General features: G+C 63.3%; 11 protein-coding genes. 7 read left to right on the top strand and 4 right to left on the bottom strand.

The window, feature by feature from the left end; genetic code table 11:
• Position 1 precedes the first annotated feature (1 nt).
• Positions 2-1,369 carry an adenylosuccinate lyase gene (gene purB, locus U741_RS0115585; protein ID WP_029891374.1) on the bottom strand — a complete coding sequence of 456 codons (1,368 nt, stop codon included), beginning with the start codon at positions 1,367-1,369 and terminating at the stop codon, positions 2-4.
• Between the two features lie 48 nt (positions 1,370-1,417).
• Here purB and U741_RS0115580 point away from each other — a divergent pair, with 48 nt between their 5' ends.
• The 5 genes from U741_RS0115580 (at position 1,418) to aceA (ending at position 6,956) form a co-directional block, all read left to right on the top strand.
• Positions 1,418-2,764 (top strand): class II fumarate hydratase, encoded by a 1,347-nt coding sequence (locus U741_RS0115580; RefSeq protein ID WP_052378895.1) that lies wholly within the window; start codon positions 1,418-1,420, stop codon positions 2,762-2,764.
• Positions 2,765-2,824: 60 nt separating this feature from the next.
• Positions 2,825-4,345, top strand: a complete 1,521-nt coding sequence (locus tag U741_RS0115575; RefSeq protein ID WP_029891372.1) for a fumarate hydratase — start codon at positions 2,825-2,827, stop codon at positions 4,343-4,345.
• A complete protein-coding gene (locus U741_RS0115570; RefSeq protein WP_029891371.1) occupies positions 4,342-4,854 on the top strand; it encodes a disulfide bond formation protein B in 513 nt (170 codons plus the stop codon). The genes U741_RS0115575 and U741_RS0115570 overlap by 4 nt, the downstream gene beginning before the upstream one ends.
• A gap of 22 nt (positions 4,855-4,876) precedes the next feature.
• Positions 4,877-5,365 carry a ribonuclease E activity regulator RraA gene (gene rraA, locus U741_RS0115565; RefSeq protein ID WP_029891370.1) on the top strand — a complete coding sequence of 163 codons (489 nt, stop codon included), beginning with the start codon at positions 4,877-4,879 and terminating at the stop codon, positions 5,363-5,365.
• A gap of 283 nt (positions 5,366-5,648) precedes the next feature.
• A complete protein-coding gene (gene aceA / locus U741_RS0115560) occupies positions 5,649-6,956 on the top strand; it encodes an isocitrate lyase (protein WP_029891369.1) in 1,308 nt (435 codons plus the stop codon).
• A gap of 118 nt (positions 6,957-7,074) precedes the next feature.
• Here aceA and U741_RS0115555 read toward each other — a convergent pair whose 3' ends face one another.
• Together U741_RS0115555 and U741_RS0115550 are read right to left on the bottom strand one after the other, a co-directional pair.
• A complete protein-coding gene (locus tag U741_RS0115555) occupies positions 7,075-8,979 on the bottom strand; it encodes a sensor histidine kinase (protein WP_029891368.1) in 1,905 nt (634 codons plus the stop codon).
• Positions 8,980-9,005: 26 nt separating this feature from the next.
• Positions 9,006-9,656 carry a response regulator transcription factor gene (locus tag U741_RS0115550; RefSeq protein ID WP_029891367.1) on the bottom strand — a complete coding sequence of 217 codons (651 nt, stop codon included), beginning with the start codon at positions 9,654-9,656 and terminating at the stop codon, positions 9,006-9,008.
• A gap of 271 nt (positions 9,657-9,927) precedes the next feature.
• On the opposite strand from U741_RS0115550, the gene U741_RS0115545 reads away from it, so the two are divergent.
• Positions 9,928-10,941 carry a hypothetical protein gene (locus U741_RS0115545; RefSeq protein ID WP_029891366.1) on the top strand — a complete coding sequence of 338 codons (1,014 nt, stop codon included), beginning with the start codon at positions 9,928-9,930 and terminating at the stop codon, positions 10,939-10,941.
• Positions 10,942-11,435: 494 nt separating this feature from the next.
• Here U741_RS0115545 and icmF read toward each other — a convergent pair whose 3' ends face one another.
• On the bottom strand, positions 11,436-14,702 hold the full coding sequence (gene icmF / locus U741_RS0115540) for a fused isobutyryl-CoA mutase/GTPase IcmF (protein ID WP_029891365.1): 3,267 nt from the start codon (positions 14,700-14,702) through the stop codon (positions 11,436-11,438).
• 140 nt (positions 14,703-14,842) lie between these two features.
• Here icmF and U741_RS0115535 point away from each other — a divergent pair, with 140 nt between their 5' ends.
• Entirely contained in the window at positions 14,843-15,856 is a 1,014-nt protein-coding gene (locus tag U741_RS0115535) for an AraC family transcriptional regulator (RefSeq protein WP_029891364.1), read from the top strand.
• The last annotated feature ends 57 nt before the right edge of the window (positions 15,857-15,913 follow it).

Genomic DNA, 15,913 nt, shown 5'->3' with positions numbered 1-15,913 from the left:
CTTAGAGATTTTCCGCCTGCTCCTTGGCATTGCCCACATAGTCGCCTGGGGTCATGGCCATCAGGCGCGCTTTCTCGGCATCGGGCAGATCCAGCGTCTGGATAAAGCCGCGCAGTGCGTCGCGACCCAACCTTGTGCCGCGGGTCAGGCGCTTGAGCTGCTCGTAAGGCTCTGGCAGGCCATACCGGCGCATGACCGTCTGGATGGCCTCGCCCAGCACCTCCCAGTTCTGGTCAAGGTCTTGCCCCATGCGCCACGCGTCGGCCTCGAGCTTGCCAATCCCCTTCAACAGGGACTCATAGCCGACGACCGTGTGGGCAATGCCGACGCCGAGGTTGCGCAAGGTGGTCGAGTCGGTGAGGTCGCGCTGCCAGCGGGACACCGGTAGTTTTTCGGCGAGGAAGGTCAGCACCGCGTTGCCCATGCCGAAGTTGCCCTCGGCGTTTTCGAAGTCGATGGGGTTGACCTTGTGCGGCATGGTCGAACTGCCAACTTCGCCAGCGACGGTGCGTTGCTTGAAGTAGCCCAGCGAGATGTAACCCCAGACATCCCGAGCGAAGTCGACCAAGATGGTGTTGGCGCGCGTCAGCGCATGGAAGTACTCGGCGATGTAATCGTGTGGCTCGATCTGGGTGGTGGCCGGACTGGGGGTGAGCCCAAGGCCACCAATCACACCGGCAGAAAACGCTGCCCAGTCGACCTCGGGATACGCGGCGAGGTGGGCGTTGTAATTGCCCACTGCGCCATTCATTTTGGCCAGCAGTGGCACGGCGGCGAGCTGCTCACGCTGCCGAGCCAGGCGTGCTTTGAAGATCACCATCTCTTTACCCAAAGTCGTCGGCGACGCCGGTTGGCCGTGAGTGCGCGAGAGCATCGGTTGTTCTGAATAGCTGCGTGCAAGTGCCTCGAAGGCCTTGAGCGTACGGTCGATCAGCGGCAGCAGCACCTGCTTGCGGGCGTCACGCAGCATGAGCGCGTGAGCGAGGTTGTTGATGTCTTCCGAGGTACAGGCGAAGTGGATGAATTCCTTGATCGCGGCCAGCTCGGGCTGTGAAGCCACTTTTTCCTTGAGGAAGTATTCGACGGCTTTCACGTCGTGGTTGGTGGTCTCTTCAATCGTTTTGACCCGCTGCGCGTCATCGATGTTGAAGTTGTCGACCAGGGTGTCGAGCTTGGCCACGGCGGCGGGCGACAGTGCCGGGACTTCCGGAATGCCGGGGTGCGCCGCCAGTGCCTGCAGCCAGCGCACCTCACTCATGACCCGGTAGCGGATCAGGCCGTACTCCGAAAAAATGGCGCGCAGGGCAACGGTTTTAACCGCATAGCGGCCATCAATGGGGGAAATGGCCGAAAGTGACGTCAGGTTCATGGGGGCACGCTTGGTAGTCTGGTCACCATTTTAACGTCAAGGACAGTCATGACCGGCACCGCGACCCTTTGGGGCTCCCAGACACAACTGGCCGTCGAAAACTTTCCAATTTCGGGCGAGCGCATGCACCCCGCCTTCATCCGCGCGCTGGCGGCGGTCAAGGCCGCTGCGGCGGGCGCCAACCGAGACCGCGCCGTATTGGCGTCCGAGGTGGCCGACGCCGTCATTGCCGTGGCGGACGCTATCGCCGCCGGCGAGCACGCCGACCAGTTTCCGGTTGATGTGTTTCAGACGGGGTCGGGCACCTCGACCAACATGAACGCCAACGAGGTCATTGCTGCGTTGGCCAGCCGCGCGCTGGGGCAGTCGGTGCATCCCAATGACCACGTCAATGCCAGCCAGTCGTCGAACGACATCATTCCCACTACGGCGCACGTCGCGGCAGCAGTCATGCTCGACACCCAACTGCTGCCGGCGCTGTCCGGTTTGCGCGCGGTGATTCAATCGCGTGTGGATGAGCTGGGCGACACGATCAAGACCGGTCGCACCCACTTGATGGACGCCATGCCGGTCAGTCTGGGGCAGGAGTTGTCCGGCTGGGCCCAGCAGGTGGCGAGCGCCGAAGCACGATTGGGCGCGGTGCAGGTGCGTCTGCACCGGTTGGCCGTGGGCGGCACGGCGGTGGGCACCGGGCTCAATACGCCGCCAGGCTTTGCCGACGGCGTGTGCGCCGCGCTGCAACAACGCTACGGCCTGGCGTTTCGCCCAGCCGAGAATTACTTCGAAGCGCTGGCCAGCGTCGACACGCTGGCCGAGCTGTCGGGCCAGCTCAAGGTGCTGGCGGGCAGCCTGATGAAGGTTGCCAACGACCTGCGCTGGATGAACAGCGGGCCGCTGGCGGGACTGGGCGAGATTGCCCTGCCTGCCTTGCAGGCGGGGTCCAGCATCATGCCCGGCAAAGTGAACCCGGTGATTCCCGAGGCGGTGTGCATGGTCTGCGCCCGGGTGATTGGCAACGATGCCACCGTGACCATCGCCGCGCAGTCCGGCAACTTTCAACTCAATGTCATGTGGCCGGTGGCCATTCACAGCGTGCTCAACAGCCTGACCTTGCTCAGCGCGGCCTGCCAGCAGCTTGGCGCGCAGGCCATCGCCCGGTTCACCGTCAACCAGGCGCGGCTGGCCGATGCGCTGCGGTGCAATCCGATTCTGGTTACCGCGCTCAATTCACGCATTGGCTACGAGGCCGGCAGCCGTATTGCAAAGCGGGCTTATGCGGAGGGACGCCCGGTACTCGATGTGGCTGAAGAAGACACCGGCCTCTCGCGCGAAGAGTTGAGTCGTCTGCTGGACCCGGCAGGGCTGATCCGACCGGCAGACAAGCCTGCGGATTAGCGGCGGGGAGGACGCTCTCGGTACACTGGCCGCCCGATTTTCAAGCAAGCTCCCCAGTCGATGACCACCATCCGCCAGGCTGACTTCATCCAGTCCATCGAAGACGCGTTTCAGTACATCAGTTGCTATCACCCGCTGGATTACATTCAGGCGCTGGGCAAAGCCTGGGAGCGGGAGGAAAGTCCGGCCGCCAAAGATGCCATCGCGCAGATTCTGACCAACTCGCGGATGAGCGCCGAAGGGCGACGGCCGATCTGCCAGGACACCGGCATTGCCACGGTGTTTCTGAAGGTCGGCATGCACCTGCGCTGGGACGCCACACTGAGCGTCACCGACATGGTCAACGAAGGCGTGCGCCGCGCCTACAACAATGTTGATAACAAGCTGCGCGCCTCGGTGCTGGCCGACCCGGCAGGTGCGCGCAAGAACACCCAGGACAACACGCCCGCCGTCATCCACACCGAGATCGTGGCAGGTGATGGCCTTGAAGTGATCTGCGCGGCCAAGGGCGGCGGCTCCGAGGCCAAGGCCAAGATGGCGATGCTGAATCCGTCTGACTCCATCGTCGACTGGATCGTGAAGACCGTACCGACCATGGGCGCGGGCTGGTGTCCGCCGGGCATTCTCGGCATCGGCATTGGTGGCACGCCCGAGAAGGCGATGTTGATGGCCAAGGAATCGCTGATGGCCCCGGTCGATATTCATGAGCTGATTGAACGCGGCCCCGCCAACCGCGCCGAAGAACTTCGCCTGGAGTTGTTCGACAAGGTCAATGGCCTTGGCATTGGCGCGCAGGGGCTCGGCGGCCTGACCACCGTGGTCGACGTGAAAGTCCTTGATTGCCCGACCCACGCCGCCAACCTGCCAGTGGCGATGATTCCCAACTGTGCGGCGACGCGCCATGTGCACTTTCATCTGCACGGCGATGGTCCGGCCGAGTTGCCCGTGCCGCGTCTTGAAGACTGGCCGCAGATCACCTGGAAGGCCGACCTCGAAACCTCGACCCGCGTCAATCTCGACACGCTCACGCAGAATGAGGTGGCGAGCTGGACGCCCGGCCAAACCCTGCTGCTCAACGGCAAGATGCTCACCGGTCGCGACGCGGCCCACAAGCGCATCGCCGACATGTTGGCCAAGGGCCAGAAGCTGCCGGTCGATTTCACCAACCGGGTCATCTATTACGTCGGGCCGGTCGACCCGGTGCGCGACGAGGTGGTGGGCCCGGCCGGCCCGACCACGGCCACGCGCATGGACAAGTTCACCGAGACCATGCTGGGCCAGACCGGGCTGATCGCCATGGTCGGCAAGGCCGAGCGCGGACCGACGGCCATCGAGTCGATCAAGAAGCACCGCAGCGCGTATCTGATGGCCGTGGGCGGTGCGGCTTATCTGGTCGCCAAGGCCATCCGCAGTGCCAAAGTCGTGGGCTTTGAGGATTTGGGGATGGAAGCCATTTACGAATTCGACGTGCAGGACATGCCGGTGACCGTGGCAGTGGATGCCACCGGTGAGTCGGTGCACGAAACCGGCCCCAAGCTGTGGCAGGGCCGCATCGGCAACATTCCGGTGGTGGCGGCATGAGGCACGCCTACCGGCCAATGCAGTTTCTCGGTGCGCTGGCCTGCGTTGCGGGCCTGGGCTTTGCGCTTTATCTGGAGCACTTTCAGGGGTTGGAACCTTGCCCCATGTGCATCTTTCAGCGGGTTGCCATGCTGGCAGCGGGCTTGATGTTTCTACTGGCCGCGCTGCACGGCCCACGAGGGGGCGGCGCCCGCAGTGTGTACGCGCTGCTGACCGTGCTCATGGCCGCTGCCGGGGCGTTCATTGCCGGTCGCCATGTGTGGCTGCAATCATTGCCCGCCGACCAGGTTCCGGCCTGCGGACCAACGCTGGATTACCTGATGGACGTGATGCCGCTGGCCGAGGTGCTGGGCACGGTGCTGCGCGGCGACGGCAATTGCGCGGTCATCGACGCGGCGTGGCTGGGCATCAGCCTGCCGGGCTGGACCTTGATTGCGTTCATCGGTCTGGGCGTGTACGCGTTGGCCGTTCCCATCCTCACGCGTCAGCCTTTTGACCGGCTCGACTGAACCCGACTTTTGGAGCTTCGCCATGACCGCTTTTGCCACCACCGACCTTTGCGATGACCATCCCGGCCTTCAGGTCTGTGAACCGATCTTCCTCGACTTTGGCGGCGCCATCGCCTTCGCCGGACCCATCAAAACCCTGAAGGTGTTTGAAGACAATGCCCTGGTGCGCAGCACGCTGGAGCAGCCGGGCGGCGGACAGGTGTTGGTGGTGGACGGCGGCGGCTCGCTGCGTTGCGCGCTGGTGGGCGGCAACATCGGCGCGCTGGCCGAGAAGAACGACTGGGCCGGACTCGTCGTCAACGGCTGCGTGCGCGACAGCGAAGAGCTGGCCGAGCAGGAAGTGGGTATCAAGGCCTTGGCCACGCACCCGCGCAAAAGCGAGAAAGGCCTGCACACCGGGCATGTGGACCGCACCGTTGAATTTGCCGGGGTGCGCTTCGAGTCGGGCGCGTGGCTCTACGCTGACGCCGACGGCATCGTGGTCGCGGCCTCGCCGGTCCACAGACGCTGAAGATCGCCATTTGATAGGCCCTGGTCCTCCGGTCGTAGTGTTGCAGTGCAGTAACCGGCTATAATGTTCGACTTTGTCGTGCCAGTCGCGCAGGCGGCTGGCTGACAGGCCGGCAGCGACCCCGCGCATTGATCAAATGTCCCGGCACGCTTGCCGGGTCGGGGTCTGCTGAACGTGGTGACCGAGGGTCGGGTATTGCGGTTTCCACCCGTCCGGTCAGCCGGTTCAGCCGATTCCGGATTGCAGGCGAACCCCTCACTTTCACCCACAGGAACGGTTGAACATGACCCGTGACGAGCAGATCAAAGCCCTTGAACAAGACTGGGCAACGAACCCCCGCTGGAAAAACGTAAAGCGCAATTACAGCGCCGCCGACGTTGTGCGTCTGCGCGGTAGCCTGAACGTCGAGCACACGCTCGCCAAGCGCGGCGCCGAGAAGCTCTGGAAGCTCGTTAATGGCGAAGCCAAGAAGGGCTATGTGAACGCGTTCGGCGCAATCACCGCCGGTCAGGCCATGCAGCAGGCGAAGGCCGGCCTCGAAGCCGTGTACCTCTCCGGCTGGCAGGTTGCTGCCGACGGCAACACCAGCGAAACCATGTACCCCGACCAGTCGCTGTACGCGTACGACTCGGTTCCGACCATGGTTCGCCGCATCAACAACACCTTCAAGCGCGCTGACGAAATCCAGTGGGGCCGCGGCATCAACGTCGGCGACAAGGAATTCGTCGACTACTTCCTGCCGGTCGTGGCCGACGCTGAAGCCGGTTTCGGCGGCGTGTTGAACGCGTTCGAACTGATGAAGAACATGATCACCGCCGGCGCTGCCGGTGTGCACTTCGAAGACCAGCTCGCCGCTGTGAAGAAGTGCGGTCACATGGGCGGCAAGGTGTTGGTGCCGACCGCCGAAGCCTGCGAAAAGCTGACCGCTGCGCGTTTTGCCGCCGACGTCATGGGCGTGCCGACCATCGTGCTCGCCCGTACCGATGCCGAAGCGGCCAACCTGATCACCTCCGATCATGATGCCAACGACAAGCCGTTCCTCACCGGTGAGCGCACCCAGGAAGGCTTCTACCGCGTCAAGAACGGTCTCGAACAGGCCATCAGCCGCGGCGTCGCATACGCCCCGTATGCCGACCTCGTGTGGTGCGAAACCGGCGTACCCGACATCGGCTTTGCCCGTGAATTCGCCCAGGCTGTGCTCAAAGAGAACCCCGGCAAGCTGTTGAGCTACAACTGCTCGCCGTCGTTCAACTGGAAGAAGAACCTCAACGACAAGCAGATCGCCTCCTTCCAGGAAGACCTGTCGGCGCTGGGCTACAAGTACCAGTTCATCACCCTGGCCGGCATCCACGTCAACTGGTACAACACCTTCCAGTTTGCGCATGCCTATGCCCGCGGTGAAGGCATGAAGCACTACACCGAAATGGTGCAGGAACCCGAATTCGCCGCACGCGAAAAGGGCTACACCTTCGTGTCGCACCAGCAGGAAGTCGGCGCCGGTTACTTCGACGACGTCACCACCGTCATCCAGGGCGGTTCGTCATCGGTCAAGGCCCTCAGCGGCTCGACGGAAGAAGAGCAGTTTCACTGAGAAATCGCTGTCGCGTGATCGCTTGAGTCAGGCGTGTCGCGCGGTAGGATTGCTGGGATAAGAAGTCAAAAAAGGCCGCTGATTTCAGCGGCCTTTTTCGTGGCTGCCGACGACCCGGTTAGCCCGACTCGGGAACAGCCTCCGTCGCACCCAGGGGCAGCCACAGCGCGACTGTCGTGCCGTGCGGCGTGTTCGGTTCGATGCGGAGTTGTCCGCCCAGGGCTTTTGCACGCCATTTCATGTTCGAGAGGCCGCGGCCGCCGTCCGGCGCCAGCGTGTCCAGCGGTGGAAGCCCCCGACCATCATCGGCGATGCGCACACAGACGCCGGCGAGGCCCTCCGGCGAGGTGCCCGTATCGGTGGAGACGCTGACCCGCGATGCGCCGGAGTGCTGGATTACATTGCTGAACGCCTCTTGCGCAATGCGCAGCACGTGCAAGGCCTGGGGCGCGCGCAGCCAGGTCAGGGCTGGCAGGGCGGTGACGTCCCAGGCAACGGTGATCCCCGCCTGCTTCAGTTGTGGTGTCAGCCGGTAGCGCAAGTTGCCGAGCAGGCTCAACAGATCGCCATCGACCGGCTCCAGCGAATCGACCGTGAGTTTCAGGTCGGCAATGGCATGACGTAAGGCGACTGCGGCGGTGTCGTCGGGCTCGCCACGGCGCTCGACGGCGGCCAGGGTGGTGACCAGGTTGGCGCCGATGCCGTCATGAATCTCCCGCATCAGCCGCTGCCGCTCGTCGGCCAATACCGATTCCTGCGACAGCTGGCGGAGCCACTCAAAGCTGGCCTCCAGGGTCGCCTGCCGTTCCTGGACGCGCATTTCGAGGATCCGGTTCATCTGTTTGATCACGCCCAGCGATTCCACGTACCGCGCCGCCAGCGCCAGTGAAAAACACAGGAACAGAATCGAGGCGCCCACCGGCATCAGATAGGCGCGCTCGATACTCAGCACGCGGGTGATGATGGCAAGGTCATAAACGCTGATCACCACCGTCACGCCGTAGCCTGACGCCAGCAGCAGTTCCGGCAGACCGCGCGTTCGCCATGCCCGCTGGAAAAGCAGCCCTGCCGAGGCGACCGACACCGGCGCCATCACCCAGTAGGCCAGCGACGCGTGCTCGTACGCATCAAACCCGATACCCGGCAACAGGAGCAGCGTGACCGCAATCGCCGCAAGCAGTAGCAGTCGCTCGACCACGGCGTGTCGAAGCTTGTAGTAACGAAACGCAAAGAAGAACAGAAACACCATGGCCCAAGTCAGTGACGCAATGGCCACCCACCAGAACAGTGCCGGTGAGTACAGTGGGCCGTCGACGTGGTAATGCAGCATGCGCAGCGAGAACATGCCGGCGCCCAGCCCCAACAGCAGATGCAGCGGCTCATCCTTACGCACCCACCAGATACCGATGGAAAACACGCAAAGGCCCGCCAGCATCCAGGTGCTGGCCGCGGGTGCGCTGACCCGCAAACGGTGCTGACGGTCGTAGGCCGGCTGCAACATGTGCAGCGGCCCTACGCGCAGCCGCGACATGTTGATGACCTGTGTCCACGGCGCGTCGAGACCGAACAGGATCTGGTTACGGCCAGGCTGCAGGGCCAGTGCCGGAATATTGACCAGCAGCGGACGGTTCCAAGCGTGCTCGATGCGGTCCACGTTGACGAAGCTGCGCATGATCTTCTCGCCGTTCACCCAGACCCGCTTGCGGTCGGCCACGCAGGGCAGGTAGACCGCGAGACCTTGCTGTGGCACCGATTCAATTTCAATCTCGAAGCGATACCAGTGCAGCGGCGCTTCACCAAGCGGCGGACGGACGTCGGAATGCGCGCCGTCGTGGCGTGCGTGCGCGGTCGAGTCAGGCAACCTGACCGTTTGCCAGTCGGCGTTCGCCGCCGGCAGTGTGCCAGCCGGGCTGACGGTCCACTCCGCTTGGTCGAACATCATCACCTTGCCGTTGCCTAGGGCATCAACATTGGCCTGCGAGGCGCCGACCCCGCTGGCCAGCAGTCCTACCCCCAGCCACATTCGCCACGCCGCTGCCACGCTGACGCTCAATGCGGCAGCAGGTGCATGCGCTGCGCTTCAAAAACGGCTTGGCCCCGCGAGGTGACCTGCAGCTTCTCGTAAAGACGCCGCACGTAAGTGCGGACCGTGTGGGTCGAAATACCCAGCAGTTCGGCAATTTCCTGGTACGCGAAACCCTTGGCCAGCAGATTGAGCACTTCGCGTTCGCGGTCGGACAAGGAGGTCGTCGGGTCTTCCGGACCCGGTGTGGGGGGTTGCAGACGCACCAACAATTGGCGGGCGATGATCGGCGTGATTGGTGAACCGCCATCGCGCAACTCGATGATGCGTTCAACGAAGTCGTCGGCGGTGTCATCTTTAAGCAGATAACCGCTGGCGCCGGCTTCGATACTCGCCAGCACATTGCGCTGATCGCCGAAGACGCTGACCACCATGATCTCGCAGCAGGGGTGCAGGGTTTTGGCGCGGCGAATGACGGTAATGCCGCTCGCATCGGGTAGTCCCAGATCCACCAGCAGCACGTCGGGCGTCGTCTCGTCGAGCAGCGCCAGCGCGTCGGCAGCGGTCGCGGCCCAGGCGACGACTGCGACAGCCGACGAGGCCTCGAAGGCGCGCTGAAAGCGCGACTGCATCTGCGGGTCGTCCTCGACCACCATCAAGCGGATTGCATCACTCATTAGGGGGTGCCCGGAGGCTTGAACAACCACGACGGTTGGCGCCGTTTGTACTGTGCAGTATCCAGCACCCAGCGGTCAGGTCGTTCATTGAGCGCCTCTTGAATTAATCGCGCGAAAACGGCGGGACGAGATTCATTTCGCACAGGCTAGCGGATCACCGGTGCCTTGGCGTGACCTGTCATATGAAATGCTGACAGTTCACCAGCGTGATGATTACTAAGCTTCGGCCTCCCCATTCTCGGGTCAATTCGCCTTCAAAGAGGTCAGTACCATGGATTTCAATCACGTAGTCCGGTTCGCTTCCCCGGCACATGCCGCGATCATTTCGGCATTGGCGCTCGCAGCGTGCGGCGGCAGTGGCGGTGGCGGCGGTGGCGGTAGTGCGTTGAGCGTCACCGACAAAGCGGCCGCGGCCGGCTTTAGCGGCGTTTATTTTGCGCTGGATTCGAGTGAGTTGGCCGGGCAGGCTGGTGAGCAGAACGATCCCCAGGCGGCCAGTTTCAGCAGAGCGGCCGCCAAAGCCATGCAGCAGATGCGCGTCGAAGCCAAGAACACCCAAGCCTGCTCAAGCGGAGGGAGTATCACCGAAACTGCGAGCACTGCCGAGTCGTTGTTCGCCGGGTCCATCGCGACCCAGCGTGTTGTCGCTGACAACTGTGAGGAAGTGATTCCCGAAGCACAGTTTTCCCTCAGCCAAAACGGGATCGTTGAAGTGGGTGAAGTCGAGGGTGGCGCCGTACTGTACCTGCGGACCAGCGGCCCCAGCGACGACCCTGACGGTAGCGATACCTACAGCAGTCGCTCAAGCAGCCCAGATTTCGTCAGCGAGATCGACATGCGTGGTTTGGTTGAGGTTTGTGATGGCTGCTCTGCGCCGCAATCCGGCGGCACGATCGAACAGGTGGTCTATCTGCAAGCGCGCTTTCTGTTTGACGGGCAGGCGTTTGAGCTGAACGTCGGTGAAGGCAGCGCCAGCCCACTGCAGTTGGTCGGAACGCTCAGCGGCAGCACCTTCACCGCAGATCTGAATGGCCTGTTGGGTGTTGATGTGACCGGCACACCCTGTGCGTTTTCCGCTGACTACGAAACTGTCGAAGACCTTGTCTTCGAAAATTTCAACGGGCAGGAAGAGCGCATTACGGGCGGCGAGATGAACATCACCGTTGACGGCGGTGCCCCGCTGGCCGTGGTCTTTCAGGCAGACGGCAGCTTGACGGTTGATGGGCAGACCTACACCGAAGCCGACCTCAAAGCCTTCGACCAACAGTGTGGCTTCGAGGCCTAAAGCAGCAGCTACTGCCGGGTGGGGTTCTCCCCACCCCCACGGCCGCCCGAAGCAAATAGCGCCCCGATGGGGTAGATCGTCACCACGACGCCGTAGACCGACGAGAGGCACGCCGCACTCACCGGCTGGCGCGTGCGGCGTCGGCATCGGTCGGGCACGGCCGGCGTCAGTCTCGCTTTGCTGAGACATCGACACGGCAGTTGTCGAAGTTCAGGAAGGGCAAGTTGCCGCATCGTGGCGACCGAGCTCGGATGCCGCGAAACCGTGGTTCGGCAGATTGCCTGCCGGATTGACGGAGAGAGATATCGCCGCATTGCCATGCCGGACAACGGTCAGACGCCCGGCAGTGTTTCTGCGACCAGCGCGGCGGCCAGCAGCGCGACGGCAGCTTGGCCACATCGGACAAGAGCCCGACCTTTCCGCGCGCACGGAAGTCGCTGACAGCCCATCCGGCGTTGGGGAAGTTATCCCGTTACACCGGGCGCGACCCGTGTTTACATATTGCGCCGGTAACGCCCCCCCACCTCGTACAACGTATGGGTGATGTCGCCCAGCGAGCAGACGCGCACCGCGTCCATCAGCACTTCAAAGGTGTTGTGCTCCTCAATCACGGCCATGCGCAGCCGGGCGAGCTGGGCCTTGCCTTCTTTCGCGTTGCGCTTCTGGAAGGCCTTCAGACGTTCGATCTGGCTCTTTTTCTCGTCGTCGGTGGAGCGCGCCAGTTCAATCTCGAAGGCATCACCATCACCCTTGGGGTTGCGGAAGGTGTTGACGCCGATCAGGGGCAGCGAGCCGTCGTGCTTCTTGTGCTCGTAAAGCATCGATTCGTCTTGAATCTTGCCGCGCTGGTAGCCGGTTTCCATGGCGCCGAGCACGCCGCCACGGTTGGCGATGGCTTCAAATTCGCGCAGCACGGCCTCTTCGACCAGATCGGTCAGTTCGTCGATGATGAAGCTGCCCTGCAGGCCGTTCTCGTTTTTGGCGAGGCCGAACTCGCGGTTGATGATCAGCTGGATCGCCATGGCACGGCGCACCGATTCTTCGGTGGGCGTGGTGATCGCCTCGTCGTAGGCGTTGGTGTGCAGTGAGTTGCAGTTGTCGTTGATGGCGATCAGCGCCTGCAAAGTGGTGCGGATGTCGTTGAAGTCCATTTCCTGGGCGTGCAGCGAGCGGCCCGAGGTCTGCACGTGGTACTTGAGCTTCTGGCTGCGCTCGTTGCCGCCGTACTTGTTCTTCATCGCCACCGCCCAGATGCGCCGGGCGACGCGGCCGATCACCGAGTATTCCGGGTCCATGCCGTTACTGAAGAAGAAGCTCAGGTTGGGCGCGAATTCGTCGATGTGCATGCCGCGTGCGAGATAGCTTTCGACATAGGTGAAGCCGTTGGCCAGCGTGAACGCCAACTGCGAAATCGGGTTGGCCCCGGCTTCGGCGATGTGATAACCCGAGATCGACACCGAGTAGAAGTTGCGCACCTTCTGGTCGACGAAATACTGCTGGATGTCGCCCATCATTTTCAGCGCGAATTCGGTGCTGAAGATGCAGGTGTTCTGGCCCTGGTCCTCTTTCAGGATGTCGGCCTGCACCGTGCCGCGCACGTTGGCCAGCGTGAACGCCCTGATCTGCGCATGCTCGTCGGCGTTGGGCGCACGGCCCTTTTCGGCAGTGAACTTGTCAACCTGCTGGTCGATGGCGGTGTTCATGAACATCGCCAGAATCATCGGCGCCGGACCGTTGATGGTCATGCTCACCGAGGTGCTGGGCGCGCACAGGTCAAAGCCGTCGTAGAGCACTTTCATGTCTTCGAGGGTGCAGATCGACACGCCGGAGTTGCCGATCTTGCCGTAGATGTCGGGGCGTTCGGCCGGGTCCCAGCCGTAGAGCGTCACCGAGTCAAACGCGGTGGAAAGGCGGTGCGCGGGCATGCCGTCCGACAGGCGCTTGAAGCGGCGGTTGGTGCGGAAGGCATCGCCTTCACCGGCGAACATGCGGGTGGGGTCTTCGCCTTCGCGCTTGAATGGAAACACCCCGGCGGTGAACGGGAAGTACCCCGGCAGGTGTTCCTTCATCAGGAAGCGCAGCAGTTCGCCGTCGTCGCCGAAGCGGGGCAGGGCGACCTTGCGCACCTTGGTGCCGGCCAGCGACTCGGTGGTGAGGATGGTGGTGAGCTCTTTGTCACGCACCTTGGTGATGTGTTGGTCACCGCTGTACTGCGTGACGATCTCCGGCCAGCCGCTGAGCAGCTTGCGCGGGGCGGGCAGAAACTCGCCGTCCTTGGCGTCCAGCGCCGGCGCCAGTGCGGCGGTGGCGGCGCTGTTGTCCTTGAGCAGATCGTGGCTGATGCGCAGTGCCTGGCGCTCACGGGCGATCTGCACCTGCGTGTCGACATCCTTGTGATAGCCACGAATGGTTTCGGCGATCTCGGCGAGATAACGCACGCGATCGGGCGGGACCACCGCCTGGCGGCTGGATGAGCAACTCACGGCCACCGGCTTGAGGAAGGATTTTTCGGGCTTGAAGCCTTTGTCCACCAGCACCGGCAGGATCGCCTGATAGAGCGCGGTGACGCCGTCGTCATTGAAGCGCGAGGCCATGGTGCCGAACACCGGCATCTTGTCGGGTGACTCGCCGAAGCGCTCACGGTTGCGCTGGTACTGCTTGCGCACGTCGCGCAAGGCGTCTTCGGCGCCTTTGCGATCAAACTTGTTGAGCGCGATGAAGTCGGCGAAATCGATCATGTCGATCTTTTCCAGCTGCGAGGCGGCGCCAAACTCGGGCGTCATCACATACAGCGAAGTGTCGACAAACGGCACGATGGCGGCGTCGCCCTGACCGATGCCCGAGGTCTCGACGATGATCAGGTCAAAGCCTGACAGCTTGCAGGCGGCGATCACGTCGGGCAGCGCGGCCGACAGCTCACTGCCGGTGTCGCGCGTCGCCAGCGAGCGCATGTAGACGTTGGGCGTGTCGATGGCGTTCATGCGAATGCGGTCGCCCAGCAGCGCGCCGCCGGTGCGCTTGCGCGACGGATCGATGGAGATGATCCCCACCTTGGGCTTGTCGTGCTGATCCAGCCGCAGACGCAGCACCAGCTCGTCGGTCAGCGACGATTTGCCCGCGCCGCCAGTGCCGGTAATGCCGAGACGCGGCGTGGTGACCTTGTCGGCCGCCTTGCGCAGCTCGGCGCGCAGCTTCTCGGAGTAGTGACCGTTTTCGATGCCGCTGATCACTTGTGCCAGTTGCCGGCGGTCGCCGCTTTGCAGCGCTTCGATCACCTTGTCGGCCTTGGGCGCGGCTGCGGTCACGTCGTAGTCGGCGCCCTTGATCAGATCGTCGATCATGCCCTGCAGGCCCAGCGTGGCGCCGTCGTCGGGCGAGTAGATGCGCGCCACGCCGTAGTCCATCAGTTCCTTGGTTTCGGTCGGCACGATCACGCCGCCGCCGCCGCCGTAGACCTTGATTTTCTCGCCGCCGTTTTCGCGCAGCAGGTCCACCATGTATTTGAAGAACTCGGTGTGGCCGCCCTGGTACGAGGTGATGGCAATGGCTTGCGCGTCTTCCTGCAAGGCGGCGTTGGCAATTTCTGCGGCCGAGCGGTTGTGGCCCAGATGCACCACTTCGGCGCCGGAGGCCTGCAGAATGCGGCGCATGATGTTGATCGAGGCGTCGTGGCCGTCGAACAGCGCCGTCGCCGTCACCAGGCGGATCTTGTGCTTGGCCTTGTAGGGCTCGGGCTTCTTGAAGGCGGCAGGGTTGTTCATGGCAGGTGCTCCGGCAGGCGCGTACGGGGGGTAACGACCTGGCATCCTAGGTCATCACGCCTTGGTTGCCGATGCCCGAAGGGCCTGTGATACCTGAGCGAAGTTGCAAGGGTCTGGCGGCTTGCGGCAGTCTACCCGCCATGGAACGCGACAGTATCTCGATGGCCTTCGTCAGGGAGGCGCTGGACGGCGTAAAAGCCCTGGGCGGCGATACCGAAGCCTTGCTCATCGCGGCGGGTATTGCCCCCCAACGCCTGTCGCTGCCGGGCGAGCGGGTCAGCGCCGCAGCCTTTGGTCGGTTGTGGCGTGCGGTGGCGGCAACACTCGGCGACGAGTTTTTCGGTCAGGACGGCCGCCGCATCAAACCCGGCAGCTTTGCCACCATCTGCGAGTTGTCACTGCACGTCCGCAACCTCAAGCAGGCGCTGCAACGTGCGCTGCGGCTGTTCAATCTGTTGCTCGACGATGTGCATCCCAGGCTGGAAGAACGCGGCGGCGTGGCCATCATCACCCTGACTGATCGCCGCAATCCGGTACCGGTGTTTGCCCACGAAACCCTGCTGATTCTGCTGCAGGGCCTGATCTGCTGGCTGGTGGACCGGCGCGTCACCCTGCAACACGCCGCCTTTGCTTACCCGGCGCCCTCCTGGGCCGACGAGTACAGCCGCATCTATGCCGGCAACGTCACCTTCAATGCCCCGGTCACTGCCTTCAGTTTTCCCGCATCGGACCTGCGTGCGCCGGTGGTGCAAACCGAGCGCACCCTGCGTGAGTTCTTGCGCGGCGCGCCGACCAACATGGTGGTCAAGTACCGCAACCCGCGCAGCCTTGGCGTACGGCTGCGTCACGCGCTGAAATCGCGGGCGCAGGGTCTGCTGATGCAGCAGGAAGATTTTGCCGAGGAGTTGGGTATCAGCGTGTCCACCCTGCGGCGACGGCTGGATGCCGAGGGCACCTCGTTTCGCCTGATCAAGGACGGCATTCGTCGTGACATGGCCATCCGCCAGTTGCAGCAAACCCGGCGCAGCTTGCCGGAGATCGCCGAAAGCCTCGGCTTTGCCGAACCCAGCGCCTTCCATCGCGCGTTCATCAAGTGGATGGGAATTTCTCCCGGTCAATTCCGTCAAAGCGGATCGGTCGATACGGTCATCTGAAAAGTGTCGCCGCATCAGGCGGGTCGCGGGTCTTGGCGCAGACACAGGTTCGGAGTG

This window comes from Polycyclovorans algicola TG408 (assembly GCF_000711245.1).
Lineage (GTDB): Bacteria > Pseudomonadota > Gammaproteobacteria > Nevskiales > Nevskiaceae > Polycyclovorans > Polycyclovorans algicola.
The sequence above is the reverse complement of the archived record's forward strand: the minus strand, read 5'-3'. Positions and strand labels throughout refer to the sequence as shown.

Excerpts from the sequence above, each read along its gene's own strand:
- icmF (WP_029891365.1), bottom strand. The coding sequence starts at position 14,702 with ATGAACAACCCTGCCGCCTTCAAGAAGCCCGAGCCCTACAAGGCCAAG.
- U741_RS0115545 (WP_029891366.1), top strand. The coding sequence starts at position 9,928 with ATGGATTTCAATCACGTAGTCCGGTTCGCTTCCCCGGCACATGCCGCG.
- U741_RS0115575 (WP_029891372.1), top strand. The coding sequence starts at position 2,825 with ATGACCACCATCCGCCAGGCTGACTTCATCCAGTCCATCGAAGACGCG.
- aceA (WP_029891369.1), top strand. The coding sequence starts at position 5,649 with ATGACCCGTGACGAGCAGATCAAAGCCCTTGAACAAGACTGGGCAACG.
- U741_RS0115570 (WP_029891371.1), top strand. The coding sequence starts at position 4,342 with ATGAGGCACGCCTACCGGCCAATGCAGTTTCTCGGTGCGCTGGCCTGC.
- U741_RS0115550 (WP_029891367.1), bottom strand. The coding sequence starts at position 9,656 with ATGAGTGATGCAATCCGCTTGATGGTGGTCGAGGACGACCCGCAGATG.
- rraA (WP_029891370.1), top strand. The coding sequence starts at position 4,877 with ATGACCGCTTTTGCCACCACCGACCTTTGCGATGACCATCCCGGCCTT.
- U741_RS0115535 (WP_029891364.1), top strand. The coding sequence starts at position 14,843 with ATGGAACGCGACAGTATCTCGATGGCCTTCGTCAGGGAGGCGCTGGAC.
- U741_RS0115555 (WP_029891368.1), bottom strand. The coding sequence starts at position 8,979 with ATGTGGCTGGGGGTAGGACTGCTGGCCAGCGGGGTCGGCGCCTCGCAG.
- U741_RS0115580 (WP_052378895.1), top strand. The coding sequence starts at position 1,418 with ATGACCGGCACCGCGACCCTTTGGGGCTCCCAGACACAACTGGCCGTC.
- purB (WP_029891374.1), bottom strand. The coding sequence starts at position 1,369 with ATGAACCTGACGTCACTTTCGGCCATTTCCCCCATTGATGGCCGCTAT.